This window comes from Streptomyces sp. NPDC002619, assembly GCF_042889305.1.
Lineage (GTDB): Bacteria > Actinomycetota > Actinomycetes > Streptomycetales > Streptomycetaceae > Streptomyces.
Genome location: NZ_JBIAQV010000009.1, coordinates 114,483 through 140,602 on the forward strand (window position 1 = coordinate 114,483; position 26,120 = coordinate 140,602).

22 protein-coding genes are annotated in these 26,120 nt (G+C 70.9%); 20 read left to right on the forward strand and 2 right to left on the reverse strand.

The genetic code is table 11. The features are described from left to right. Nucleotides 1-3: 3 nt before the first annotated feature. The 16 genes from asnB to ACFYXB_RS17440 are packed head-to-tail and all read left to right on the forward strand — an operon-like array spanning nt 4 to nt 20,492. Entirely contained in the window at nt 4-1,938 is a 1,935-nt protein-coding gene (gene asnB, locus ACFYXB_RS17365) for an asparagine synthase (glutamine-hydrolyzing) (RefSeq protein ID WP_389582870.1), read from the forward strand. A gap of 29 nt (nt 1,939-1,967) precedes the next feature. Next, nucleotides 1,968-4,148 (forward strand): bi-domain-containing oxidoreductase, encoded by a 2,181-nt coding sequence (locus ACFYXB_RS17370; RefSeq protein ID WP_389582874.1) that lies wholly within the window; start codon nt 1,968-1,970, stop codon nt 4,146-4,148. After that, nucleotides 4,145-6,103: an alginate lyase family protein gene (locus ACFYXB_RS17375; protein WP_389582877.1), complete on the forward strand. Its 1,959-nt coding sequence runs from the start codon at nt 4,145-4,147 to the stop codon at nt 6,101-6,103. The genes ACFYXB_RS17370 and ACFYXB_RS17375 overlap by 4 nt, the downstream gene beginning before the upstream one ends. A gap of 8 nt (nt 6,104-6,111) precedes the next feature. Continuing rightward, a complete protein-coding gene (locus ACFYXB_RS17380) occupies nt 6,112-7,644 on the forward strand; it encodes a right-handed parallel beta-helix repeat-containing protein (RefSeq protein ID WP_389582879.1) in 1,533 nt (510 codons plus the stop codon). A gap of 1 nt (nt 7,645) precedes the next feature. Next, nucleotides 7,646-8,902: an O-antigen ligase domain-containing protein gene (locus ACFYXB_RS17385; RefSeq protein ID WP_389582881.1), complete on the forward strand. Its 1,257-nt coding sequence runs from the start codon at nt 7,646-7,648 to the stop codon at nt 8,900-8,902. 2 nt (nt 8,903-8,904) lie between these two features. Then, complete coding sequence (locus ACFYXB_RS17390; RefSeq protein ID WP_389582882.1) at nt 8,905-10,146, forward strand: glycosyltransferase; 1,242 nt, start codon at nt 8,905-8,907, stop codon at nt 10,144-10,146. Further along, nucleotides 10,143-11,378, forward strand: coding sequence for a class I SAM-dependent methyltransferase (locus ACFYXB_RS17395; RefSeq protein WP_389582885.1), 1,236 nt, complete (start codon nt 10,143-10,145; stop codon nt 11,376-11,378). The genes ACFYXB_RS17390 and ACFYXB_RS17395 overlap by 4 nt, the downstream gene beginning before the upstream one ends. Beyond that, nucleotides 11,375-12,169, forward strand: coding sequence for a glucose-1-phosphate cytidylyltransferase (locus ACFYXB_RS17400; RefSeq protein ID WP_389582887.1), 795 nt, complete (start codon nt 11,375-11,377; stop codon nt 12,167-12,169). Before ACFYXB_RS17395 ends, ACFYXB_RS17400 begins: the two co-directional genes overlap by 4 nt. Next, on the forward strand, nt 12,166-12,813 hold the full coding sequence (locus tag ACFYXB_RS17405) for a PIG-L deacetylase family protein (RefSeq protein WP_389582890.1): 648 nt from the start codon (nt 12,166-12,168) through the stop codon (nt 12,811-12,813). Before ACFYXB_RS17400 ends, ACFYXB_RS17405 begins: the two co-directional genes overlap by 4 nt. A gap of 3 nt (nt 12,814-12,816) precedes the next feature. After that, nucleotides 12,817-13,842 (forward strand): NAD-dependent epimerase/dehydratase family protein, encoded by a 1,026-nt coding sequence (locus ACFYXB_RS17410; RefSeq protein ID WP_389582893.1) that lies wholly within the window; start codon nt 12,817-12,819, stop codon nt 13,840-13,842. Continuing rightward, nucleotides 13,839-15,113, forward strand: coding sequence for a DUF4910 domain-containing protein (locus ACFYXB_RS17415; RefSeq protein ID WP_389582896.1), 1,275 nt, complete (start codon nt 13,839-13,841; stop codon nt 15,111-15,113). Before ACFYXB_RS17410 ends, ACFYXB_RS17415 begins: the two co-directional genes overlap by 4 nt. Nucleotides 15,114-15,118: 5 nt before the next feature. Continuing rightward, complete coding sequence (locus tag ACFYXB_RS17420) at nt 15,119-16,429, forward strand: hypothetical protein (RefSeq protein WP_389582898.1); 1,311 nt, start codon at nt 15,119-15,121, stop codon at nt 16,427-16,429. Then, nucleotides 16,426-17,373 carry a glycosyltransferase family 2 protein gene (locus tag ACFYXB_RS17425; protein WP_389582901.1) on the forward strand — a complete coding sequence of 316 codons (948 nt, stop codon included), beginning with the start codon at nt 16,426-16,428 and terminating at the stop codon, nt 17,371-17,373. The genes ACFYXB_RS17420 and ACFYXB_RS17425 overlap by 4 nt, the downstream gene beginning before the upstream one ends. Next, nucleotides 17,370-18,611, forward strand: coding sequence for a polysaccharide pyruvyl transferase family protein (locus tag ACFYXB_RS17430; RefSeq protein WP_389582903.1), 1,242 nt, complete (start codon nt 17,370-17,372; stop codon nt 18,609-18,611). The genes ACFYXB_RS17425 and ACFYXB_RS17430 overlap by 4 nt, the downstream gene beginning before the upstream one ends. Continuing rightward, the gene (gene rfbC, locus ACFYXB_RS17435) at nt 18,608-19,159 is read left to right on the forward strand and encodes a dTDP-4-dehydrorhamnose 3,5-epimerase (protein ID WP_389582905.1); all 552 of its coding nucleotides are present in this window, start codon (nt 18,608-18,610) and stop codon (nt 19,157-19,159) included. The genes ACFYXB_RS17430 and rfbC overlap by 4 nt, the downstream gene beginning before the upstream one ends. 7 nt (nt 19,160-19,166) lie before the next feature. Beyond that, complete coding sequence (locus tag ACFYXB_RS17440; RefSeq protein WP_389582907.1) at nt 19,167-20,492, forward strand: glutamate-1-semialdehyde 2,1-aminomutase; 1,326 nt, start codon at nt 19,167-19,169, stop codon at nt 20,490-20,492. A 7-nt stretch (nt 20,493-20,499) separates the two neighbouring features. Here the strand turns inward: ACFYXB_RS17440 and ACFYXB_RS17445 are convergent, their stop codons facing one another. Next, nucleotides 20,500-21,180, reverse strand: coding sequence for a phosphatase PAP2 family protein (locus tag ACFYXB_RS17445; protein ID WP_389582910.1), 681 nt, complete (start codon nt 21,178-21,180; stop codon nt 20,500-20,502). A gap of 65 nt (nt 21,181-21,245) precedes the next feature. Here ACFYXB_RS17445 and ACFYXB_RS17450 point away from each other — a divergent pair, with 65 nt between their 5' ends. Then, nucleotides 21,246-21,659, forward strand: coding sequence for a transposase (locus ACFYXB_RS17450; protein ID WP_389582913.1), 414 nt, complete (start codon nt 21,246-21,248; stop codon nt 21,657-21,659). A gap of 283 nt (nt 21,660-21,942) precedes the next feature. Here the strand turns inward: ACFYXB_RS17450 and ACFYXB_RS17455 are convergent, their stop codons facing one another. Continuing rightward, nucleotides 21,943-22,206 carry a hypothetical protein gene (locus ACFYXB_RS17455; RefSeq protein WP_389583192.1) on the reverse strand — a complete coding sequence of 88 codons (264 nt, stop codon included), beginning with the start codon at nt 22,204-22,206 and terminating at the stop codon, nt 21,943-21,945. 165 nt (nt 22,207-22,371) lie between these two features. On the opposite strand from ACFYXB_RS17455, the gene ACFYXB_RS17460 reads away from it, so the two are divergent. Genes ACFYXB_RS17460 through ACFYXB_RS17470 form a run of 3 tightly spaced genes read left to right on the forward strand, consistent with a single transcriptional unit; the run spans nt 22,372 to nt 26,048 of the window. After that, complete coding sequence (locus tag ACFYXB_RS17460) at nt 22,372-22,893, forward strand: (2Fe-2S)-binding protein (RefSeq protein WP_388501515.1); 522 nt, start codon at nt 22,372-22,374, stop codon at nt 22,891-22,893. Nucleotides 22,894-22,896: 3 nt separating this feature from the next. Further along, nucleotides 22,897-23,883, forward strand: a complete 987-nt coding sequence (locus tag ACFYXB_RS17465) for an FAD binding domain-containing protein (protein ID WP_389582915.1) — start codon at nt 22,897-22,899, stop codon at nt 23,881-23,883. Further along, on the forward strand, nt 23,880-26,048 hold the full coding sequence (locus tag ACFYXB_RS17470; protein WP_389582917.1) for a xanthine dehydrogenase family protein molybdopterin-binding subunit: 2,169 nt from the start codon (nt 23,880-23,882) through the stop codon (nt 26,046-26,048). Before ACFYXB_RS17465 ends, ACFYXB_RS17470 begins: the two co-directional genes overlap by 4 nt. The last annotated feature ends 72 nt before the right edge of the window (nt 26,049-26,120 follow it).

The window sequence follows — 26,120 nt, forward strand, 5'->3', positions numbered from 1 at the left end:
GACATGTGTGGCATCGCAGGCACGTACCGATGGCCGGACGGGAAGGTCGTGACCGACCGGCTCACCGATACCCTCGCCCACCGCGGTCCGGACGGGGCGGGCCGGTACAGCCACCGCGTCGGTGACGGCGAGGTGCACCTCGGGCACCGTCGGCTCGCCATCATCGACCTGTCCGAGACCGGCGCCCAGCCGATGGTCTCGGACGGCCTCGCCCTCACGTACAACGGCGAGCTGTACAACGCGCCCGAGTTGCGTGCCGAGCTGGCAGCCGCCGGGGTGCGCTTCCGCGGTACCTCCGACACCGAGGTGCTGCTTGAGGCCTGGCGGCGCTGGGGCACGGACTGCCTGCCCCGGCTGCGCGGCATGTTCGCGTTCGCGGTCTTCGACGAGCGAACCGGTGAACTGGTGCTCGCCCGCGACCAGCTCGGCATCAAGCCGCTGTTCCTGCTCCGGCGCGGTGCGGGCCTTTTGTTCGCCTCCGAGCTCAAGGCGCTCGCCGCCGCCACCGGTGGCTCGCTGGAGGTGGACCATGCGGCGCTGGTGGCCTCACTGCTGTACTACTGGGTGCCGGACTCGCGGTGTGCGTTCCGCGAAGCGGAGAAGCTGCCGCCGGGGAGCTGGCTCAGGTGCCGGCCCGACGGCCGGGTGGAGCGCGGCCGGTACTGGCACCTGAAGGACGTCGCCGCCGAGGGCCGGGAGCGGGCCCGGAGCGGCGAACAGCCGGACCTGGCTGCCATAGTCGAGGAGTCGACTCGACGCCACCTGCTCTCCGACGTACCCGTGGCGACCTTCCTCTCCGGCGGTCTCGACTCCAGCTACCTGACCGCTCTGGCGGCCCGCCACCAGCCCGGGATCTCCGCTTACACGATCGGGTTCCGCCCCGAGGACGCCAAGTTCGAGGCGATGCCGGACGACCTGCGCTATGCCCGACGGGTGGCCGAGCGGTTCGGCGTCGACCTGCATGAGATCGAGATCGCTCCGAATGTGCTCGACCTGCTGCCGCAGATGACCTACCACCTGGACGAGCCGATCGGCGACCCCGCCGCGATCAACACGTTCCTGATCTGCTCGGCCGCCCGGGAGGCCGGGGTCAAGGTGATGCTCTCGGGGATGGGTGCCGACGAGCTGTTCGCCGGTTACCGCAAGCACCTGGCCAACCTGATCGCGCTGCGCTACCAGCGCGTCCCGCGGCCGCTGCGGCGCGGGGTGTCCAGGGCCGTGGACCGGCTGCCGGTCGCCACGGCCCGCCGGGGGTACCGGTCGGTGCGCTTCGCGAAGCGGTTCCTCTCCTTCGCCGACCTGCCGGAGGAGACCGCGTTCCGGCGCAGCTACACCATGTACGACCAGGACGAGCTGCTCGCCCTCGTCGATCCGGACCTGGCCGGGACGGTCGAGGACGTGCTGACCGAGCACGCGGACATCTACGAGGACAACGACCTCGACGACTTCGTCAACCGCATGTGCCTGGGCGACGCCCGGATGTTCCTGCCGGGCCTGAACCTTACGTACACCGACCGGTCGAGCATGGCCGCGTCGACCGAGGTGCGCGTGCCGTACGTGGACGTCGAGGTGGTCAAGGCGGCGTTCGCCGTGCCCGGCGAGCGCAAGATCGTCGGACGGCAGGGCAAGGCCGTCCTCAAGGAGGCGGCCACCTCGATCCTGCCCCGGGAGATCGTCTACCGGCCCAAGGGTCTGTTCAGCGCCCCGCTGCGCGCCTGGATGAGCCGGGATCTGGCACCGCTGGTGCGCGAGGTGGTGCACGACGGCGTGCTCGTCAACTCCGGGCTGCTGCGCCGCGACGCGCTGGCGCGCATGGTCGCCGAGGACGCCGCCGGACAGCGGGACTTCTCCAAGCATCTGTGGCATGTGCTGACCCTCGAGTACTGGTACCGCGACGCGACCTCCGGGTCCGGCCAGAGAGCTCGCTCGGCGGCGTAGAAGACGGCGTAGAAACAAGGGGACTTCGGGTGAAACAGGTTGTGCAGAACTACAAGAGCGGCGAGCTGGCGGTGCTCGACGTGCCGGTGCCGGGATGCAAGCCGGGCGGTGTGCTGGTCCGCACCGCCTACTCGCTGATATCCACCGGGACCGAGCTCATGAAGGTGTCCGAGGCCGGCATGTCGATGCTGGGCAAGGCCCGCTCCCGGCCGGACCAGGTGGCCAAGGTCATGCAGAGCGTGGCCACCAACGGAGTGCCCGCCACCTACCGCAAGGTGATGGGCAAGCTGGACTCCTACACACCCCTTGGCTACTCGCTGTGCGGGGTGGTCGAGCAGGTCGGCACCGGGATCGACGATGTGAAGGTCGGCGACCTCGTGGCCTGCGCCGGCAACGAGCACGCACTGCACGCCGAGCTGAACTGGGTACCGCAGAACCTCTACGCCCGGGTGCCGGACGGCCTCGCGCCGCAGCACGCGGCCTTCGGCACCGTCGGGTCGATCGCGATGCAGGGCGTCCGCCGCGGCGAGCCGCAACTCGGCGACGTGGCGCTGGTCATCGGCCTCGGGCTGATCGGGCAGCTGGTGGTGCAGCTCCTGGCCGCCGCGGGAGTCCGCGTCGTCGGGGTCGACCCCGACTCGGTGCGCTGCGAGCTCGCCGAGCGCCTGGGCGCCGCGGCCTGCGGCGATCCCGCGTCCGCGGCCGTGGAAGCCGCCGTCGCCGAACTCACCGGCGGTCACGGCGTGGACCAGGTGTACCTGGCCGCCGGCGGCGGCAGCAACCAGCCCGTCGAGCTGGCCGCTCGGCTCTGCCGGGACCGCGGCCGGGTCGTCGACATCGGCAAGTGCCGCCTGGACCTGCCGTGGAACGCGTACTACGAGAAAGAGCTCGACGTCCGGTTCTCGCGCTCGTACGGCCCCGGGCGCTACGACCCGGAGTACGAGCTCGAGGGGCGGGACTACCCGATCGGCTATGTGCGCTGGACCGAGCGCCGCAACCTGGCGTGCTTCCTCGATCTCCTCGCCCGCGGCAGCGTCGACGTGGAGCCCCTGGTCTCCCACATCGCCGACTTCGATGACGCCGTCGAGACGTACCAGCGCCTGAAGGACGGTGACCTGAAGGCCGTGGCTGTGCTGTTCCGGTACCCCGAACACACGGGGAAGGCGGAGGCCCCGGCGGTGGCCGTGCCCGCGGTGCGACGCAGCGGCAATGCGTCCACCCAGGCCCGGTCCGCCAAGACGCCGGTGCGCCTTGCGTTCGTCGGCGCGGGGAACTACGCGACGTCGATGCTGCTGCCGCACCTGGTACAGCGGGACGGCGTCACGTTGTCGACAGTCGTCACCACGACGGCGCTGTCCGCGGCCAACGCGCAGCGGAAGTTCGGCTTCGCCGAGGCGACCACCGACCTCGACGCCGTGCTCGGCGACAAGTCCATCGACGCGGTGTTCGTGGTCACCCGGCACAGCTCGCACGCCGAACTGACCCGGAGGGCGCTGCTTGCCGGCAAGACGGTGTTCGTGGAGAAGCCCCTGGCTCTCACCGAGGACGAGCTGGCCGGCGTGCTCGCGGCGGTGGAGGAGTCCGGCAACGACCGGCTGCAGGTGGGCTTCAACCGTCGTTTCGCGCCGCTGTTGCAGGAGGCCAGGAAGCGGTTCGGCGCCCGGACCGGTCCGGCGAGCCTCCGCTACCTGGTCAACGCGGGCCGGCTGCAGCACGGCAGCTGGTACCTCCAACAGGGCACCGAGGGCTCACGCTTCGCCGGCGAGGGCGGACACTTCATCGACACGGCGAGCTGGCTGCTTGAGGCCGACCCGGTATCGGTGTACGCGGTCGCCACGTCCGGCAACGAGGACCTGCAGGTCGTGCTGCGCTACCCGGACGGGTCCACCGCCACCATCAGCTACGTCACCAGCGGCGCGCCCAGCTTCCCCAAGGAGACGCTGGACCTCGTCGCGGACGGCAAGGTGCTGCGGCTCGACGACTTCGTCCGTGCCTCGGTGTACAGCCGCAAGCGGTGGGTCAGCTCGCGGCTGCCCAAGGCCCGGGACAAGGGCCAGTCCGCCGAGCTGGCCGCGTTCATCAAGGCCGTGCGGACCGGCGGGCCGATGCCGGTGCCGCTGGAGTCGCTGGTCGCCACCACGTCGGCCACCCTCGCCGTGCAGGCCGGCCTGGTCGGCGGCGCGCCGGTGACGTTGGCGAGGGCGCGATGACCATGAGCGCGGGCTGGTACCTGCGGCGGCTGTCCCGGATGGGACCGCGGGAGGTCGGCGGCCGGGTGGGCGACGCGGTGCGCAGGCGGCGTTGGCGATCGGCGCTGCCGGACAGCCCGGCCGTGCCCGGCGCCCGGTTCACCGCGGTACTCCCCGCCGGAACGATCGCCGCCGTGCCGCCGGACGCCGCCAAACGCCTCCTCGCCGAGGCGGACCGGCTGATGGACGGGCACGCCGAGTACTTCGGGGCGGTCCGCGACGACCTCGCCGCCCCGGACTGGTGGTACGACCCGAAGACCGGGCGCCGCGCTCCGTCGGGCTACGCCTTCGACGTGCCGTACCGCGACGAGGACGCGGTCGGGGACATCAAGCAGATCTGGGAGCTGTCCCGGCACCAGTACCTGACCGTGCTCGCCGCCGCCTACGCGATCACCGGGGACGACCGGTACGCCGAGCGCGTGGCCGAGCACCTGCGGTCGTGGTGGGAGGCCAACCCGCCGCTGCGCGCAGTCCACTGGATCAGCGGCATCGAGCTGGGCATCCGGCTGCTGTCCTGGGTGTGGATCCGCCGGCTGCTCGACGGCTGGCCGGGCGCGGCCGGGCTGTTCGAGGGCAACCCGGTGGCGCTGAACCAGATCTGGCACCACCAGCGCTGGCTGGCCGCCTTCCCCAGCCGGGGGTCTTCGGCGAACAACCACGTCATCGCCGAGGCCGCCGGGCAGTTCGCCGCAGCCTGCGCGTTCGGGTGGTTCCCCTCCTCGGCGCGTTGGCGAGCCGGCGCGCTGCGGTCGCTGGAGCGGCACCTGCGAAGCAACACCTTCGACTCCGGCCTCAACCGCGAGCTGGCCACCGAGTACCACGGACTCGTGCTGGAGCTCGGCCTGGCCGCAGTGGCCGAGGCGGATGCCGCCGACGTGCCGGTCCCCGCGTCGATCCGGCTGGTGCTGCTGCGGATGACCGACGCGCTCGCGGCCGTCGTGGACAGCCGACTGCGGCCGCCGCGCCAGGGCGACGCGGACGACGGGCACGGTCTGGTCGTGGACGGCGCGGGCACCGACCGCTGGGCCTCGCTGCTGGCCACCGGGGACGCCGTGTTCGGCCGGCTCGCCTGGTGGCCGGGGATGACCGGCACCGATGTGCGCACCCCGCTCCTTGCCGCGCTCATCCGGCCGTACTCGAAAAATGAAACCGCACCGGCTGTGACCCGCCCGGCAAGCCGACCGGCCCACTTCGCGGACGCGGGCATGACCATCCTGCGTGGTCCTGGGGAGATCTGGTGCCGCTGCGACGGTGGTCCGCACGGCTTCCTGTCCATCGCCGCGCATGCCCACGCGGACGCGCTGTCCGTGGAGGTCCGGCACGACGGGGTCGACGTGCTCGCCGACCCGGGGACGTTCTGCTATCACGGGCAGCCCGAGTGGCGGCAGTACTTCCGGTCGACCCTCGGCCACAACACCCTGCAACTGGACGGCAGCGACCAGTCCGTCTCCGGCGGCCCGTTCCTGTGGACGCGGCATGCCCGCAGTCGTGTCCTGGTCGCGGACGCATCCGGCGAGGGTGTGGCCCGCTGGTGTGCCGAGCACGACGGTTACCAGAGCTCCGTGCACCGCCGCCGGGTGGAGCTGACCGCCGCGAGCCAGGAGCTGCGGGTGGTCGACGAGGTGCGCGGCCCGCGCCGGGCCGTGCGCCTGGCGTTCCACCTCGGCCCGGCGATCGCCGCGGACCTGGTGGGGAACCGGGCAGTGCTCACCTGGACCCGCGACGGCGAGGACCGCTCCGCCCTGTTCGACCTGCCCGGGCAACTGTCCTGGCGGGCGCATCGCGGCGAGACCGACCCGCCGCTGGGCTGGTACTCCGCGGGCTTCGGGCGCAAGGAACCCACCACCACGCTGGTCGGCACCGGCTTCGCCGACGGCGCGGAGGACTTCACCACCGCCCTCAGGTTCCGCGGCTAGGGGGGCGCGTGGGGATGAAGAGGCGGCACTGGGCGTTGGCGGCGGCACCGCTGGCGCTGGCCCTGCTGACGGCGACCGGCTGTGAGAGTACGCCGGAAGCCAAGGCGGAGTCGAAGGCCGCGCCCGCCACGTCCGCGGACCGATCCGTGGCCCGGGTGTGCGCCAAGCCCGCGGCCGGGCCGGCGAAGGCACCGGCGGGCGCGGTGACGGTCGACCCCGCGAAGGTCGGTGACCTGGCAGCGAAGACCAAGAGCAGCCCGCCGAACACCACGTTCTGGCTTCGACCGGGCAAGCACAGGCTCGACGCGGACCGCTACGCCCAGGTCATTCCCAAGCAGGGGGACCGCTACCTCGGTGCGCCGGGCGCGGTGCTCGACGGCCGGAAGAAGAACCAGTACGCGTTCGGCGGCACCGCCCGCGAGGTCACCATCCGCTACCTGACCGTGCAGGATTTCGTGGCGCCGCCGGACGAGGGCGTGGTCAACCACGACTCGGCCGACGGGTGGGTGATCGAGCACGCGACGATCCAGGACAACTCCGGCGCCGGGCTGATGGCCGGTGCCCGCCAGCAGGTCCGCGCCAGCTGCCTGCGCGACAACGGCCAGTACGGCATGAACGCGTACAAGGCCGGCGGCCGGATCAGCGGCCTGGTGGTCGAGGGCAACGAGATCGTGGGCAACAACACCGGCGACTGGGAGCGGCGGCGCAAGGGCTGCGGCTGCACCGGAGGCATCAAGTTCTGGGCCGTCAACGGCGCCGACGTGCGCGGCAACTGGGTGCACGACAACCGCGGGCCCGGGTTGTGGGCGGACACCAACAACAACGACTTCCGCATCGAGAACAACGTGCTCGAGGCCAACGACGGTGCCGCGCTGATCTACGAGACCAGCTACAACGCGGTCATCCGGAACAACACGATCCGGCGGAACAACTGGGTCGAGGGCCGTCGGGAAGCCGACCGCGGCGACACCTTCCCGTACGCGACCATCTACCTGTCCGAGTCCGGCGGCGAACCACGGATCCGAGCCCGCACCGACAAGATCGAGATCTACCGGAACGTGCTGGAGAACAACTGGTCCGGGATCACCCTGTGGGAAAACGCCGACCGGTTCTGCAACAGCCCGGCCAACACCTCGTCCGGTGACTGCACTTTGCTGGTGGGGGACACCGACCGCTGCGCGAAGCCGGCGATCGCCACCGCACCGCTCTACGCGGACTGCCGGTGGAAGACCCAGCGGGTGGACATCCACGACAACCGCTTCGTGCTGGACAAGTCCGTCGTCAAGTGCACGGTGAAGTGCGACCGAATGGCGGTCCTTGCCAACTACGGCACCTATCCGGACTGGTCGCCGTACAAGGGCGAGCGGGTGGCTGACGCGATCACCACCAAGCAGCACAACCGCTGGCACGACAACGTCTACATCGGACCATGGAATTTCGTGGCCCAGGACATGAGCCGGGTGCTCGACTTCGGGCAGTGGCAGGGCACGCCGTACCAGCAGGACGCGGGCAGCACCCTCGACCCACGGGCCGGTGGTTGAGATGGGCACGCAGCCCGGCGCCGAACCGCGCCCTGTCGGCACACCGAAGATCGTCGGGATCGTCTGGGGCCTGCTGGTCCTCAACACGCTCGGGTCCGCCGGGGCGAAGACCATCATCCCGCTGCCCCGCTCCCTCATCCAGATGGTCACCATGGGCGCGCTGGTCGCCGCGTTCGCGCTGGCGCTCGCGGTCAATCTCCGGCTGCGCATCCGAGCCGGCGCCTTCCTGTTCCTGCTCACCCTGCTGCTGGTGCCGAGCGTGATCTCCAGCGTGGACCAGGAGTCCGGATTCGGCGCGCTGTTCCGCTGTGCCCGGCTGGCTCTCTTCATCGGCACGCTGTGGCTGCTCAGCCGCTGGTGGGACGGCGGCCTGACATTCGTCCGGCACCACATCCGGATGTACTTCGCGGTGCTCGGGTCGGTGGCTGCCGGCCTGGTCGTCTCACCGGGCGCCGCCCTGCCCGACCTCTACGGCGGGCGCCTTGTCGGCGCGTTGTGGCCGCTCACCCCGCCGCAGATCGGACAGTACGCCGCGGTGATCATCGGGCTCACCGTGCTGCTCGTACTGGGGCGCCGGACCGACAGGGCCAGCGCGGCGGTGGTCATCGTGCCGTCACTCGTCCTGCTCGCGCTGACCCATACCCGGACGGCCACGCTCGGCCTGCTCATCGGGCTTGCGTTGGCGATCGGCTCGCTCATCCTGACCAGCGCCGCCGCCCGCCGGTTCTTCACCTGGACGGTGCTGTGCGCCACGGTGGCCGTGGTGGGGTTCAGCTCCGCGCTGCAGGCGTGGTTCCTGCGCGGGCAGAGCCAGGAGAACTTCTCCAACCTCACCGGTCGGGCCAAGGTCTGGGACGCCCTGCTGGCAGCGCCCCGGACGACCTCGGAGCAGCTGTTCGGCATGGGCCTGGGCGACAAGTCGTTCGGCGGGCTGCCGATCGACAACAGCTGGCTGGCCGTTTACCAGGAGCAGGGTCTGATCGGCGGCGCCATCGTGGCGGCGATCATCATCGTCCTTGCCGGCGTCGCGTTGCTGCGGCCACCGTCGCTGCAGAGGGCCTGCGCGATCTTCCTGATCAGCTACTGCGCGATCGCGTCGTACACCGAGGCCGGCCTCGGCGACGCCTCGCCGTATCTGCTGCATCTGGCCGTGGCCGCCTCCCTGCTGGCGGCACCTGCCGAGGCCACTTTGCTCCCGACGCCCGCAGTCCCTCAAGGACGCATCCCACGCCGGACCCGTAGATCGGAGGTGACCTGACCATGCACGTCCTCGTGGTGCACAACCACTACGCCTCGGCGCAGCCGAGCGGGGAGAACAAGGTCGTCGACCAGGAGGTGGAGCTGCTGCGCGCGGCCGGCCACCGGGTCGAGGTGTTCGAGCGGCGCAGCGACACCATCGCCGCCCGGTCCCTGCTCGGCAAGGTCGCGGTGCCGCTGCTCGTGCCGTGGAACCCGGCGGTCCGCGCGGAACTCGCCGCCCGGCTGCGCACCGAGCGGCCGGACGTGGTGCACGTCCACAACGTCTTCCCGCTCCTGTCGCCCGCGGTGCTTGCCGCCTGCACCGAGGCCGGCGTACCCGCCGTCGCCACACTGCACAACTACACCCAGGTCTGCCCGCCCGGCACGCTGCAACGGGACGGCCGACCGTGCACCGAGTGCGTCGGCGCTGCACCACTGCCCGCAGTCCGGCACGGCTGCTACCGGAACTCCCGCCTTGCGACGGTGCCGCTCGCGGTCAGCCTGTCGGTCAACCGGCGGCGCTGGTGGTCCGGCGTGGAGCGGTTCTTCTGCATCTCCGCGGCGCAGCGCGACGTACTGGTGCGGGCAGGGATGCCGGCCGAGCGGCTGGCGGTGAAGCACAACTTCGTGCCGGACCCGGGCACTTGCCGAGCGGGCGACGGTGAGCATCTGCTCTACCTCGGCCGGCTCGCGGAGGCCAAGGGCGTGCGGCTGCTCATGGCCGCGTGGGACGAGATCGCGGCGAGCGGCGGTGTGGGCGTGCCGCTCGTGATCGCCGGCGCGGGGCCACTGGAGCGAGAGGTGACCGCCTGGGCGGCGGGCCGGGACGACGTGCGCCACGTCGGCCTGTACGACCCGGCCCAGTGCCGGGAGGCCCTCGCGCGGTCGGTCGCCGTGGTGGCTCCCTCGACGTGGCTGGAGGCGTTCGGCCTGGTGGTCGTGGAGGCGATGGCGGCGGGGGTCCCGGCCGTCGCCGCCGGTCACGGCGCCTTCGCCGAACTCGTCGAGGACGGGGTGACCGGGCTGCTGCACCGGCCGGGCGAGGCGGCCTCGCTCGCGTCCTGCATACGCCGGATCGCGGCCGAACCGGCCCGCAACCGGGAGATGGGCCAGGCGGCCCGGCGCCGTTACGAGCAGGGGTTCAGCCCAGCCGTCGGCCTTGAGCGCCTGGTGGAGGAGTACCGCACCGCGATCGCGGGGCGGTCAGCACTGGCTCGCGACGGGGACTCCCGCGCGAGCAGGGGGGTTGGGGACAGTAGATGACACGATGCCGACTCTGCGGCTCGGCGACGCTGGCGAGCGTCGTCGATCTGGGGGCGACCCCGCCGTGCGAGAGTTTTCTCGCCGCGGACCAACTGGACGAGCCGGAGCCCGCGTACCCGCTGCACCTGCGGGTCTGCACCGACTGCTGGCTGGCGCAGATCCCGCCGCTGATCACGCCGGAGGAGACCTTCACGCAGTACGCGTACTTCTCCTCATACTCGACCTCCTGGGTGGAGCACGCGCGCACGTTCGTCGCCGATACCGCGGCGCGGCTTGGTCTCGGCAGCGACGCCTTCGTGGTCGAAGTCGCGAGCAACGACGGGTACCTGCTCAGGCACATGGTGGACCGGGGGATCCGCTGCCTGGGCATCGAGCCTTCGGTGAACGTCGGCGCCGCGGCGCGGGATGCGGGTGTGCCCACGCTCACGGAGTTCCTGGATCCGGCCACCGGCGCCGCCGTCCGCGCCGAGCACGGCCCGGCGGACCTGGTCGTGGCCAACAACGTGTACGCGCACATCCCCGACGTGGTCGGGTTCACCCAGGGGCTGCGCGCCCTGGTCGCCGACGACGGCTGGGTCTCCATCGAGGTGCAGCACCTGCTGACCCTGATCGAGGAGAACCAGTACGACACGATCTACCACGAGCACTTCCAGTACTACACGGTCGCGTCCGCGATCCGAGCCCTTGCGAGCGGCGGACTTGCGCTCGTGGACGTCGAGTTGCTGCCCACGCACGGCGGCTCCATCCGGCTGTGGGCCCGGCCGACCGAGGTGGCCGGCGAGCCGACCCGGCGGGTGACCGACGTGCTGGCCCGGGAGAAGGCCGCCGGACTGCAGGAGCTGTCCGGGTACACCGAGTTCTCCGCACGGGTGGCCAAGGTGCGCCGGGACCTCCTGCGGTTCCTCATCGAGGCGGCCGAGCGCGGCGAGACGGTCGTCGGCTACGGCGCCCCGGGCAAGGGCAACACCCTGCTCAACCACTGCGGGATCCGGCCCGACCTGCTCCCGTACACGGTCGACCGCAACCCCTACAAGCACGGCAGGTTCACCCCGGGCACCCGCATCCCGATCCTGCCGCCCGAGCAGATAGCCGCCGACAAACCCGACTACGTCCTCGTCCTCCCGTGGAACCTGCGGGCCGAGCTGGTCGAGCAGCTGTCCTTCGTGCACGACTGGGGCGGCCGCCTTGTCTTTCCCATCCCGGAACTGAGCATTGTCGAGGTCAAGTCATGAAGGTCGTCCTGTTCTGCGGCGGTTACGGGATGCGGATGCGCAGCGGAGCCTCCGACGACGTGCCCAAGCCGATGGCGATGGTCGGCCCGCGTCCGCTGATCTGGCACGTCATGCGCTACTACGCGCACTTCGGGCACACGGAGTTCATCCTGTGCCTCGGGTACGGGGCGCACCACATCAAGAACTTCTTCCTCAACTACGAGGAGACGACGTCCAACGACTTCGTGCTGCGGGGCGGGCGGACCGAGCTGCTGTCCACCGACATCGCCGACTGGACGATCACGTTCGCGCAGACCGGCATCGAGTCACCGATCGGGGAGCGGCTGCGCCGGGTGCGGCACCACCTGGACGGCGACGAGATGTTCCTCGCCAACTACGCCGACGTGCTCACCGATGCCCCGCTGCCGGAGATGATCGACCGGTTCGCCCGGCGCGACGCCGGGGCGTCGATGATGGTGGTGCCGCCGCAGTCGTCGTTCCACTGCGTGGAGTTGGGCGAGGACGGCCTGGTGGGGGGCATCACCGCGGTGAGCGAACTGCCGCTGTGGGAGAACGGCGGCTACTTCGTGCTCCGCCAGGAGGTCTTCGACCACATACCGGAGAACGGGGACCTGGTCGCCGACGGATGTGCCCAACTGGCCAAGTGCGGACGGCTGGTGGCGCATCAGCACCGCGGCTTCTGGAAGCCGACCGACACCGTGAAGGAGCGGGCCGCGCTCGACGACGCCTACGCCCGGGGCGACCGCCCGTGGGCCGTGTGGGAACGGGACACCGCCGGAGCGAGGGCGTGATCCGGCTCGGGGCCGGGCCCCTGGACCGGGTCGTCGCGGCAGGTGCGCACTGCGACGACATCGCCATCGGCGCCGGCGGCACGCTGCTGACGCTGTGCCTCGCGCGGCCGGGTGTCCGCGTCGACGCACTGGTGCTCTCCGGCGGCGGCAGCGAGCGGGAACAGGAGGAGCAGGCCGCGCTCGCCGCCTTCTGCCCGGGCGCCGACCTGCGGCTGACCGTGCTCAAGCTGCCGGACGGCCGGATGCCCGCACACTGGGACGAGGCCAAGGCCGCGGTCGAGGAGCTGCGCGAGCGGACCGAGCCGGATCTGGTCCTCGCCCCGCGTACCGATGACGCGCACCAGGATCACCGCAGCCTGGCGAAGCTGGTGACCACCGCATTCCGCGACCACCTCGTGCTCCGCTACGAGATCGTCAAGTGGGACGGCGATCTCGGTCGCCCGACGGCGTACCAGCCGCTGTCGCCGGAGATCGCCGAACGGAAGGTGCGGCTGCTGCAGGAGCACTACCCCTCGCAGCGGCACCGGCCCTGGTACGACCGGGAGGCCTTCCTCGGCCTTGCACGGATCCGCGGCATCGAATGCCACGCGCGCTACGCCGAGGCGTTCGCCGCCGCCAAACTCACTCTCAACCTGGGGGAATGAACCTTGCGCGTACTGCTGACCGGACACCAGGGCTACCTGGGCACCGTGATGGCCCCGGTCCTCGCGGCCGCCGGGCACGAGGTCGTCGGTCTTGACGCCGGCCTGTTCGCCGACTGCGTCCTCGGCCCGCCGCCCGCGGACCCGTCCGGGCATCGGGTGGACCTGCGCGACGTCACGGCCGAACACGTGGCCGGGGTGGACGCCGTGATCCACCTGGCCGCGCTGTCCAACGACCCGCTGGGATCGCTGGCGCCGGAGCTCACCTACGACATCAACCACCACGCGTCCGTGCGGCTGGCCCGGCTGGCCCGCGACGCCGGAGTGCGGCGCTTCCTGTACGCGTCGACCTGCTCGGTCTACGGTGCCGCCGGCGGCGACGACCTGGTGACCGAGGACGCCCCGCTGCGCCCGGTGACGCCGTACGCGGAGTCCAAGGTGCGGGTGGAGGACGACCTGCACGCGCTGTCCGACGGCGACTTCAGCCCGGTGTTCATGCGCAACGCCACCGCCTTCGGCTACTCACCCCGGCTGCGCGCCGATATCGTGCTGAACAACCTGGTGGGCCACGCGCTCCTGTCCGGCGAGGTGCTGGTGCTCTCCGACGGCACCCCCTGGCGCCCGCTGGTGCACGCCGCCGACATCGCACGGGCCTTCGCGGCCGCGCTGACCGCGCCGCGCGAAGCGGTGCACGACCGGGCGTTCAACATCGGCAGCGAGATCAACAACGTCACGGTCGCGGAGATCGCCGAGCAGGTCGCCGAGGCGGTGTCCGGCTCGCGGGTGGTGATCACCGGGGAGACCGGTGCCGATCCGCGGTCGTACCGGGTGGACTTCTCCCGGTTCCGCGCCGCGATCCCCGGCTTCGACTGCGAGTGGACGGTGAAGCAGGGAGCGCTCGAACTCGCCGACGCCTACCGGAAGTTCGGGCTGACCAGGGAGGACTTCGAGCGACGCTTCACCCGCCTTGCCGTGCTGCGCGCGGCGTCCGACGCCGGCGCCGTCGACGACACCCTGCGGTGGCGCCGATGACCGCAGTCGGCGAGGAGATGCACGCGTTGGTGGAGCGGCTGTACCCGCTGTGCCGGAGCATCACCGGCGACGGTGTGCGCGCGACCCTGGAGATCGTCGGCGAGTACGTCCCGCTGCAGGTGCACGAGGTGCCGACAGGGACGCAAGTGCTCGACTGGACGGTTCCGCGGGAGTGGAACATCCGGGACGCGTACGTCGCCGACACCGCCGGCAACCGCGTCGTCGACTTCGCCGCGTCCAGCCTGCACGTGCTCGGCTACAGCGTGCCGGTGTCGCAGACCATGCCGCTGGCCGAGCTTCGCGGGCACCTGCACACCCTGCCGGACCACCCGAGTTGGGTGCCGTACCGCACCAGCTACTACAAGCCGGAATGGGGATTCTGCCTGGCCCAGGAGACCTTGGACGCGCTGCCGGACGGCGAGTACGAGGTGCGCATCGACTCCACACTCGAAGATGGCCACCTCACCTACGCCGAGCACATCGTCCCCGGGCAGGTCCCCGACGAGGTGATCGTCTCCTGCCACGTCTGCCACCCGTCGCTGGCCAACGACAACCTGGCCGGCATCGCGGTGGCGACGTTCCTGGCCCGGGCGCTGGCACAGGAAACGCCGTATTACACCTACCGGTTCCTGTTCGCGCCCGGCACGATCGGGGCGATCACCTGGCTGGCCCGCAACGCGGAGCGGGTGGAACGGGTCAAGCACGGCCTTGTGCTGGCCTGCGCCGGCGACTCGGGCCAACTGACGTACAAGCAGAGCAGGCGCGGCGACGCGGAGATCGACCGGGTGATGCGGCATGTGCTGGCCGCCTCCGAACGTCCGCACCACGTCGCCGAGTTCACTCCGTACGGATACGACGAGCGGCAGTTCTGCTCGCCCGGGTTCGATCTCGGCGTGGGTTCGCTCAGCCGGACCCCGTACGCCGGGTACCCCGAGTACCACACCTCGGCGGACAACCCGGACTTCGTCTCCCCGGAGGCGATGGCGGACACGCTCGCCGTCTGCCGCGAGGCGTTCGCCGTCCTCGACCGCAACCGGCAGTACGTCAACCTCAGCCCCTACGGCGAACCGCAGCTGGGCCGGCGCGGGTTGTACGACTCGCTCGGCGGCCGCAGCGACGCGAAACAGGCCCAGATGGCCATGCTCTGGGTGCTCAGCCTCTCCGACGGCGAGCACAGTCTGCTGGACGTCGCCGAGCGGTCCGGGCTGCCGTTCGACACCGTCGCCGCCGCGGCCGACGCCCTGCACGGCGCCGGGCTGATCAAGGCATGACGCCGATGACCACCGAAGGGGCGAAGACGACGACACCGGAAAACCCGCCCGGAGAAGCCCGGCGGACCGCCCAGCGGGCCCTCGTCGGCCGGCTGTCCTGGGGACTGGCCGACCAGGCGGCCTCCAGCGTGAGCAACTTCGTGGTGGGCATCTACGTGGCCCGCTCGCTGGGGCTGACCGCGTTCGGCGTGTTCAGCCTCGCCTGGGTGACGTACGGCGTGGTGCTCAACGTCTCCCGCGGGCTGGCCACCGATCCGCTCGTGGTGCGCTTCAGCGGCGTTCCGGACGCGTCCTGGCGCGGGGCGGTGGCCCGGTCCACGGGCACCGCACTCTGCGTCGGTGCGGCCATCGGCGCGGCGTGTCTGGTGGCCGGGCTCGGCTTCGGCGGCCGCGTGGGGCCCGCGTTCGCCGCCCTCGCCGTCATGCTGCCGGGGCTGCTGCTCCAGGACGCCTGGCGGTTCTCGTTCTTCGCCGCCGGCGCCGGGCGGAAGGCGTTCGTCAACGACGTCGTGTGGGGTGTCGCGCTCGTCCCGGCCATGGTGGTGGCGGCCCGTGTGGGCAGCGTGGCCGCTTTCGTGTTCGCCTGGGGCGCGTCCGCCACGGTGGCGGCGGGGTACGGCTACATCCAGTCCGGCATCAGGCCCCGGATGACCGAGGCGCGCGGGTGGCTTCGCGAGCAGCGCGATCTCGGCTACCGGTACCTGGTCGAGAACGTCAGCCTCAGTGGCGCGAGCCAGCTGCGAGCGTACGGACTCGGCGCGATCGTCGGGGTGAGCGCGGTGGGTGCGGTGCGGGGCGCCGAGCTCCTGCTCGGCCCGTTCCTTGCCGTGCTGATGGGGCTTTCGCTGGTCACCGTCCCGGAGGCGGCACGGGTGCTACGGCAGGCCCCGCACCGGCTCGGCAGGTTCTGCCTCTTGCTGGGCGGGGGGCAGGCCGCCGGTGCGCTGCTCTGGGGCTCGGCGCTGCTGCTGATGCCCGGCCGGCTCGGCGATCTGGTGCTCGGCGACGTCTGGCACTCCGCCTCGCAGCTCATCGTGCCGGTCACCCTCGGCGTCGCGGGCGCGGGCCTCGGCACCGGCGCGGCGGCCGGGCTGCGTGCGCTCGGCGCGGCTCGGCGCAGCCTGCGCTGCCAGCTCTTCGCCTCCGCCTGCTATGTCGGCGGCGGGCTCGGCGGGGCGGCCGCCGCCGGCACGGTCGGCTCGGCCTGGGGCGTCGCCGCCGCGACCGTCAGCGGCTCGGCCGTGTGGTGGCTGCAACTGCGGTCCGCCCTGCGCGAGCGCCACCGCCATCCCATCCCCGAAGTGAGGACCTCATGACCGCCCAACCCAGGCTGAGTATCGGCCTGCCCGTGTACAACGGCGAGGAGTACCTGGCCGAGTCGCTCGACGCCCTGCTCGGCCAGACCTACGAGGACTTCGAGCTGGTCATCTCCGACAACGCCTCGACCGACGGGACCCAGGAGATCTGTCGCAAGTACGCGGCGCGGGACTCGCGCATCCGGTACCTCCGGCTGCCCCGGAACATCGGCGCCACGCCGAACCACAACCATGTGTTCGCCGAGTCCCGTGGCGAGCTGTTCAAGTGGGCCTCGCACGACGACCTGTACGGCCGGGACCTGCTGCGGCGCTGCGTTCAGGCGCTGGACGAGCGGCCGGACATGATCCTCGCGCACACCGGCCAGGCGGTAATAGACGGCGACGGCCAGGTGAAGGTCCCCTACGAGTACGGGCTCGCCACCGACTCCCCGCACGCGCCGGAGCGCTTCCGCAGTCTGTTGTTCGAGCCGGGTGGCGACGACTTCTACGGGGTGATGCGGGCCGACATGCTGCGCCGGGTGAAGCCGCTCGACAGCTACCACCACGCGGACCGCACGTTCGTCGCCGAGATCACCCTGCACGGGGCCTTCCACCAGGTGCCGGAGCTGCTGTACTTCCGCCGCGACCACCCCACGCGCGCCGAGCGGGCGAATCCTTCCAAGCGCTCTCGGTGCGTCAACCTGGACCCCCGCCGGGCGGGCCCGCTGCATCCGACGCCCCGGCTGCTCGCCGAGTACATCTGGGGCTTCGTCGCGGCGGTCCGGCGGGCGCCGTTGTCCCCGGCCGACCGGCGCGCGTGCTACCGCCACCTGGCCGCGTGGATGACCAGCCGGGTCCGGCCGGGCGCCGGCGAGCGGGTCGAGGACCGCGCCCCGGTCGACCCGGACCGGCTCACCGTCTCCGTCGACGCCCTGGTCGCCGGCCGTGAGGGGAGGCAGGCATGACGGCCGCGGACAGGGCCCCGGTGCGCGTCGGGGTGTTCGGCCTGCTCGGCTCCGGCAACCTCGGCAACGACGGATCGCTCGAAGCCGTGCTCGGTTACCTCCGCGCCGAACACCCGGGGGCGGTCGTGGACGCGCTGTGCGGCGGTCCCGAGGCCGTGACGGCCCGGTTCGGGATCCCCGCGACGCGGCTGCACTGGTACCGCGGGGAGTACCGGACCGCGTCGCGTGCGAACGCGATCGTGGCGAAGGGTCTGGGCAAACTCGTCGACGTCTTCCGCACCGCCTCCTGGGTGCGCCGGCACGACGTGGTGATCGTGCCGGGCATGGGCGTCCTGGAGGCCACGCTCCCGCTGCGGCCGTGGGGCTTCCCGTACTCGCTGTTCCTGCTCTGCGCGAGTGGCCGGCTGCTGCGCACCCGGGTCGCGCTGGTCGGCGTCGGCGCCGCCGCGATCGGCAACCGGCCGACCCGGACCCTGGTGCGGTGGTCGGCGCGGCTGGCCGCCTACCGGTCGTACCGGGACGCCCCGTCCCGCGACGCGATGCGGGAGATGGGCGTGGACACCACGCGCGACGAGGTCCACCCGGACCTCGCGTTCGCCCTGCCGACGCCGCGGGCGAGCGCGCCCGCGGACCCGTCGGCCCCGCCGGGCCCGGTCTGCGTCGGCGTCATGGACTTCCACGGCGGCAACGACGATCGCGACCGAGCCGATGAGATATACCGGCGCTACCTCGACGGGACGATCCGGTTCGTCCGCACGCTGGTCGAGGAGGGCAGGCCTGTCCGGCTGCTCACCGGCGACGAGTGCGACGCGTCGGTGGTCGCCGCGATCCGCGACGCGGTGGACTCGCCGCTGGTCACCGCTGCCGAGCCGTCGTCACTGGCCGACCTGATGAACGAGATGGCGGCTGCCGACACCGTAGTGGCGGTCCGGTACCACAACCTGATCTGCGCGCTGAAGACCGGTACGCCGGTGCTCGCCCTCTGCTACGCGACGAAGAGCGACGCGCTCATGGCGGAGATGGGCCTCAGCGCGTACTGCCACCCGGCGCAGGAGGTCGACGCCGACCGGCTGCTCGAACAGTTCCGTGCGCTGGAGAAGCGTTCGGCCGAACTGCGTCAGACCCTCACCGAGAGGAACCTGGCCGCCGCCCGGCGACTCGAGCACCACTTCAACTCCCTGACCGCGGCCCTGTTCCCCGCGGCCGACCACGCCCACACCTCGCGGAAGGCTCCATGAAGGCGACCGAAGTCCCTGAGATCACCGGCGCTTACCTCTTCGAGCCGACGCCGTACGCCGACGAGCGCGGCTTCTTCTGCCGCACCTTCGACGCCGACGTGGTCCGCTCGGTGGGTCTCGACCCGGACGCCTTCGTCCAGGACAGCCTGTCCCGCTCGGTCCGGGGCGTGCTGCGCGGCCTGCATCTGCGCTCCGGCGCCGGCGAGGCCAAGCTGGTGCGGTGCTCGTACGGGAAGATCTTCGACGTCGTCGTGGACCTGCGGCCGGACTCGCCGACCTACCGCAACCGGGCCTTCTTCGAGCTGTCCGGCGAGACGCAGGTGACCCTGTACATCCCGGCGGGGTGCGCGCACGGTTTCCAGGCGCTGACCGAGACCGCCGACACCTCGTACCGGATCGACCGCCCGCACGATCCGTCCGAGGACGTGACGATCGCCTTCGACGACCCGGAGCTCGCCATTCCCTGGCCGCTGCCGGCCACATCGATGTCCCAGCGGGACCGGGAGGCGCCGAGCCTCGCCGAGGTCCTGAAGCAGGAAGAGAATTGAGGTTCCCGTGGACACCGAAGAGTTCCTCCTGCCCCGGTCGCGGCTGGCGAACGAGCGGCTGCACGCCATGATCCCCGGGGGCGCGCACACCTACGCCAAGGGCGACGACCAGTACCCCGACAACCTGGCCCCGGTCATCAGCCACGGCCGCGGTGCCCACGTGTGGGACGTCGACGGCAACTGCTACATCGAGTACGGCTCCGGCCTGCGGTCGGTCAGCCTCGGCCACGCCCACCCACGCGTGATCGAGGCGGTGCGGCGGGAACTCGACCGCGGCAGCAACTTCGTCCGGCCGTCCATCGTGGAGGTCGAGGCCGCGGAACGCTTCCTGGCCACGGTGCCGACCGCGGATATGGTGAAGTTCGCGAAGAACGGCTCCGACGTCACCACCGCCGCGGTGCGCCTCGCCCGTGCCGTCACCGGGCGTCCGCGGGTGGCCATCTGCGGCGACCATCCGTTCTTCTCCGTCGACGACTGGTTCATCGGCACCACGCCGATGTCCGCCGGTATTCCGGCGGCGACCACCGAGCTCACCGTGGCTTTCCCCTACGGGGACCTGGACGCCACGGAGGAGCTGCTCACCCGGTACCAGGACGAGGTCGCCTGCCTGATCCTCGAACCTGCCGGCCACACCGAGCCGCCCCCCGGGTATCTCGCCGGCCTGCGCGAGCTGGCCGACCGACACGGATGCGTACTGATCTTCGACGAGATGATCACCGGCTTGCGCTGGTCCGAGGCGGGCGCCCAGGGCCTGTACGGCGTCGTCCCCGACCTCTCCACGTTCGGCAAGGCGCTGGGCAACGGGTTCGCCGTCTCCGCGCTGGCCGGGCGCCGCGAACTGATGGAGCGGGGCGGGCTGCGCCACTCCGGCGACCGGGTGTTCCTGCTGTCCACCACGCACGGTGCGGAAACGCACTCACTGGCCGCCGCGATGGCCGTGCTCACCACCTACGTCGAGGAGGGCGTCACCGCGCGGCTGCACGCCCTCGGCGAGCGGTTGGCCGCCGGTGTCCGCGACGCAGCGGCCAGTATGGGCGTCGGCGAGCACGTCCTCGTCCGGGGCCGGGCCAGCAACCTGGTCTTCGCCACCCTCGACGAGAACCGGCAGCCGTCGCAGGAGTACCGCACCCTGTTCCTGCGTCGGCTCCTCGCGGGCGGGGTGCTGGCCCCGTCGTTCGTGGTGAGCAGCGCGCTCGGCGAGGACGACATCGACCGCACCGTCGAGGTGGTGGCCCAGGCATGTGCGGTGTACCGGAAGGCACTGGACGCCGGCGACCCCACCCCCTGGCTGGCCGGGCGACCGGTGAAGCCCGTATTCCGCCCCTTGGCGTGACGTGACGTCAGCGACGCTCCCGCCGAGCGGCGGCGGCCATCCGATCGACCAGCCAGTCGGCCATCCGATCGACCAGCCAGGCTGTCGCCGGTATCACCGTCAGCGCGGTGCACCAGCCGCCGAGGACGTCGGTCGGGTAATGCGCGCCCAGGGCGGCCTGCGCCCAGCCCATGGCGGCGCCGGCAACCAGCGCCGCGGCGAGCACGAGTAACGTGCCGGCCGTCCTGCCGAGGCCGAGCAGGCCGGTCGCGAGCAGCGCCACCATGAGGGCGAGCGCGGTGGCGAAGGCGGTGTGCCCGCTCGGATAGGACAGGTTGTCGCCGTGGATGGTGCGTCCCACCAAGGACTTGAGCAGCGTCGTCGTCGCCACGGTCATGCCGACGCCGGCAACGATGAGCCCCGCCGCGCGAGGACGCCGAAGCAGCAGGCAGCCTGCCACGGCGGCCACGACCAACATCGCCGCTCCGGCGGGCTCCCCCCAGAAGTCCGCGGCCAGAGCGACGTTCCGCCACGGCGGCCGCACACCCTCCACCGCGGGCTGGATCCACCCGTCCACCTTGCCGGGCCGGCTGTGGCCGGCATACAGGACCCCGAGCACGATGACCGCCAGTGTGGAGAGGGCCGCGATCAGCCCGAGCCGCACGCGCAGCGATGGGGGCAGTACCGTGGGCGTCGGCCGGCCGGTCACACGCCCACCGCGTCCGATCGACCTGCGGTAGTGACCTTCTTGTCTGCCGTGCGCAGCGTCGGGCGTTGCGGGATTACGTCGCCACCCTGCTGGCGCCGCGGGACCGCAACAAGACGCTGACCGCGTTGGCGGAGCCGGTGACCGCGCCCCACGACGGCGGGGCGTTGTTTCCGGACGACTCCGGTGTCCGGAAGTCCGGGCACGCCACGGCCTATGTGTCCCGTCAGTACCTCGGCTCCCGTGGGCAGGTCGGAAACGGCATCGTCGCGGCCGCCACCGCCCGGGCCCGCGCCAAGGGCATCGCGTTCCGTGCGCTGGTCGCCGACTGCTTCTACGGCCCCAGCGAAAGCCCGCACTTCATCGCCGAACTCGACCGCGCCGCAACCCCCTGTATGGCGGCGGTCGAGCCCCGCAAGAACTGCCCGATGCAGCCCGCCGACATGGCCGGGATCGTCAGTCTGTACGGGCTGCGCGGCTGAACCGAGCAAGATGACAAACCCGTCAAGCACGAACTGGTCTTGGCCGACTTCCAGGTCTGCTCCGGCCAGGCGATCCAACGCGACCCCCCATCGTGTCCGACCCACCCTCCAGCGAGGTCAGGGCCCCTTCATGCGTATCACCCTACTTACGTCGGACTCGTCGACGGAGGGATTCCGCACACCACAGGGCCCGTCTGGAACAGCCGGGGCACCGCACATGTCACGCAAGGAACCGGCATGCGACCGCTTGCCATCAAGGTTCCGGGGGGCACGAACCCAAGATCTACCCCGATGATCGAGGTGTCCCACCCGGCCAACCCGCGTGCGCGGCGCCGTCCTCGACGTCATCGTCGGCTCTGTTGGGGGTCTCGGCCCGCGATGACGGGGACGGTCTGCTCTCCGAGCTGGACGGGTACGCGGTCGAGCAGGCCCTCCAGATCGCCGACGACGCCGAGGTCACCGGCATGACGCGGTGGTCGGTGCTGATGGCGGCGAGCAGGGCCACTTCCTCCCGGCGGAGCCCGCCTCGGCTCGGGTTGCTGCTCATGCAGGCGAGTCCGGCTGAGCGCGCAACTTCTGTGAGGGGAGGAATCTCCACCCCGATCCAGGTCGGCGATGCCAGAGAGCAGGGAACCCCTTTCCAAATGGCGCCGTCGTCGCCCCCTGCTGATACTCGTAAACGGTGCTTCGGACAGCCGGTGAGGAGTTCTCGATGACCGCGACACCCACGGTTTCCGTGACCTTGCACGTGAACGGTGAAGAGTACGCGCTGGAAGAACTGGACACTCGGACGACCTTGCTGGACGCCCTGCGCGATCACCTCAAGCTGACCGGTTCGAAGAAGGGCTGCGGCCTGGGTATGTGCGGTGCGTGCACCGTGCTCGCCGATGGCCGGAGGATCAACGCGTGCCTGGCTCTGGCTGCGCTGTACGACAACAAGGAGATCACGACCATCGAGGGCCTGGCGCAAGATGGTGAGAGCGCTCTGAGCCCCCTGCAGCAGGCGTTCGTCGACCACGACGGTTTCCAATGCGGATACTGCACTTCCGGGCAGATCATGTCCGCTGCCGGCCTGCTGCGGGAAGGTCATACGGGTTCGGCCGACGAGATCCGGGAGTTCATGAGCGGCAATCTGTGCCGCTGTGGCGCGTACTCCAACATCGTGGCCGCCATTGCCCAGGTGGCGAAGACCCCGACTGGATCGGCGCCGGACGAGAAGTGGTCGGAGGTCTGAGCGATGTATCCCTTCACGCTCGAGCGCCCGGGCGACCCGGCCTCGGCCAGACGTCTCGGTTCCGCTCCGTCCGCCCAGTACATCGCCGGCGGCACGGACATGATGCAGTTGCTGGTCGACGAAATCCTGCGCCCGGAACAGCTGGTGGCTCTCGACGGCGTGCTCGACGATCGCATCGAAGTGGCGCCTGATGGATCACTGCGCCTCGGCGCCGCCGCCAAGATGAGCGACATCGCCGCCGATCCCGATGTCGCCGTGGCCTTCCCCGTGATCGCCGAGGCGCTGCTGCTGTCGGCCTCGGGACAGCTGCGGAACATGGCCACGATCGGCGGCAACCTCCTGCAGCGAACGCGCTGCCCCTACTTCCGCGACCCCGGCTTCCACGCCTGCAACAAGCGCGCTCCTGGATCCGGTTGCGCCGCGATGGACGGCGTGAACCGGACGGCCGCCGTGCTGGGCACATCCGATCAGTGCATCGCGACGAACGCCTCCGACGTCGCCGTGGCGCTGGTGGCGTTGGGCGCGGAGGTCCACGTACTGGGTCCGAACGGGGAACGGGTTGTTGCCGTGGACGCTCTGTATCGCCTGCCCAGCGACACCCCCTCCATCGAAACGGTGCTGGATCCAGGTGAGTTGATCACCGCGGTGGTGGTTCCCGCGTCGCCGGCTGCTCGACGCTCCCACTACCTCAAGGTGCGGGACCGGGAGTCCTTCGAGTTCGCGCTGACTTCCGCGGCCGTGGCTCTGGACATCGACAACGGGACCATCCGCGCAGCACGGGTGGCCATGGGCGGAGTCGGCACCAAGCCGTGGCGCATGCGCAAGGTCGAAGACGCGCTGCGCGGTCGTCCGAACGGCGACGACACGTACCGGAATGCGGCGCAGCATGCGACCGAAGGTGCCGTCACCCGTGCACAGAACGAGTTCAAGCCCGAACTGATGAAGCGGACGGTGGTCCGTGCCCTCAGCGTCGTGGGAGGCCGAGCATGACGACGACCGTCACCCGCGCGACGTCCTACATCGGGCAGCCGGTCAGCCGAGTGGACGGATATGCCAAGGTGACCGGCAAGGCCACCTACGCCGCCGAATTCGACCCTGGACCGGGATTGGCGTACGGCGTCGTCGTCGGTTCCGCCATCGCGAACGGCCGTATCACCGCCGTACACACGGCCGCAGCCGAGTCCACTCCCGGTGTCATCGAGGTACTGACCCACTACAACGCGCCCCGGCTTCCGTACCACCCGTCCCGGTCCCTCATCGACGCCCAGGACGGTGAGCCGATCCACGTGCTGCAGGACGACCGCATCCTTCACCACGGCCAGGCCATTGCGCTCGTCGTCGCCGACACCTTTGAGAACGCTGTGCACGCCGCGACGCTCGTACAGGCCTCCTACGCCGAGGACCCGGCCGCGACCTCCTTCGAGGACGCCGCCGCACACGCCGTCGCGCCGGGACCAGGCAACCAGCAGTTCGGTCTGCCCGCCGACACGAGGCGCGGCGACCCCGATGCTGCACTGCGCACGGCCCAGGCAAAGGTCGATTCCACGTATGTGATCGCACGCGAGGACCACAACCCCATCGAGCTGATGGCTACGACCGCGGTTTGGGACGGTGGAACGCTCAGGCTGTGGGCCAAGACCCAGTGGGTCGGCAACATGCGCACCTCCATCGCCGCGACCTTCGGGATTCCGCCCGAGAACGTCGAGGTCATCTCGCCCTTCGTCGGCGGTGCCTTCGGCTCGGCGCTGAATATGTGGCCGCACACCGTGCTCGCGGCGATGGCGGCACAACGGGTCGACCGGCCGGTGAAGGTGATGCTGACACGGCGGCAGATGTTCGAGCTCACCGGCTTTCGGCCGCACACCGCACAGCGCGTCGTACTCGGCGCCGACCGCAGTGGCACCCTCGTCTCCATCCAGCACGAGGGTACGGCGGTCACCTCGATGTACGAGCAGTACGCGGAGAACCTCCTCGGACCGACCCGCTTTCTCTACCGGTGTGAGAACGTCGCCACGCGCTATCGCCTGGCCGAGATGAACGTCAACACGCCGTGCTCCATGCGGGGGCCGGGCGAAATCAGTGGCATCTTCGCCCTGGAGTCCGCCATGGACGAACTGGCGGAAGTCCTCGACATCGACCCGGTCGAGCTGCGGCTGCGCAATGACGCCGATCGCGATCTGGACAGGAATCTGCCGTTCTCGAGCCGCAGCCTGCGGGAATGCCTCATCACCGCCGGAGAACGCTTCGGCTGGAGCAGCCGCGACCCGCGCATCGGATCGATGCGCGACGAGCAGGGACGGCTGATCGGCTACGGATGCTCCTCCGCGACCTACCCCGTCTACAACTTCCCGGCCCAGGCGCGTGCGGTGGTCCACCCCGACGGTTCGGCCCTCGTGACCTCCGCGACGAGCGACATGGGGCCGGGCACCTATACATCGATGACGCAGGTCGCAGCAGAGACGCTGGGACTGCCCCTGGAGCGGGTTCGCTTCGAGCTGGGGGACGCCAGTCTGCCTCAAGCGCCCCCGCACGGTGGATCGGCGACCATGGGAGGTGTCGGTTCCGCCGTGTACGCCGCGTGCGCCGAGGCGAGGCGTCAAGCTCTGGAGCAGGCGGGGGAGACCAGCGGCGACGCAGATCTCGCCGAGGTCATGGGGCGGTTGGGGCACTCGGTCGAGGCAACCGAGGAATACCGGCCCAGTGAGGAATCCGGCCAGTACTCGATGCATGCGTTCGGTGCCATCTTCGCCGAAGTGAGGGTCGATCCGGATCTCGGCCTGGTGCGCGTGCCACGGGTGGTCGGCGCCTTCGGGGGCGGCCGGATCGTCAATCCGAAGATGGCCCACAGCCAGGCCGTCGGAGGCATGGTGATGGGGATCGGGATGGCCCTGTTGGAGCACACCGTCGTCGACCCCCGAGACGGCCACGTGGTCAACGGCAGTCTGGCGGACTACCTCGTCCCGGTGAACGCGGACATCGGGGTGCTGGACCCGATCTTCGTCGAAGAGGACGACCCGTATGTCAACCTTCTGGGGACGAAGGGAATCGGCGAGATCGCGTCGATCGGCGTGGCCCCCGCGATCGCCAACGCCATTTACCACGCGACCGGTTCACGGATGCGCAGCCTTCCCATCACGCCGGAAATGCTGCTGTAGTCGCCTCGGGTTCCGGCCGCCGCCCCGAGAACGTCCTCGAAGCCCTCGGCGGTGAGCAGGACAGCCTCCTGC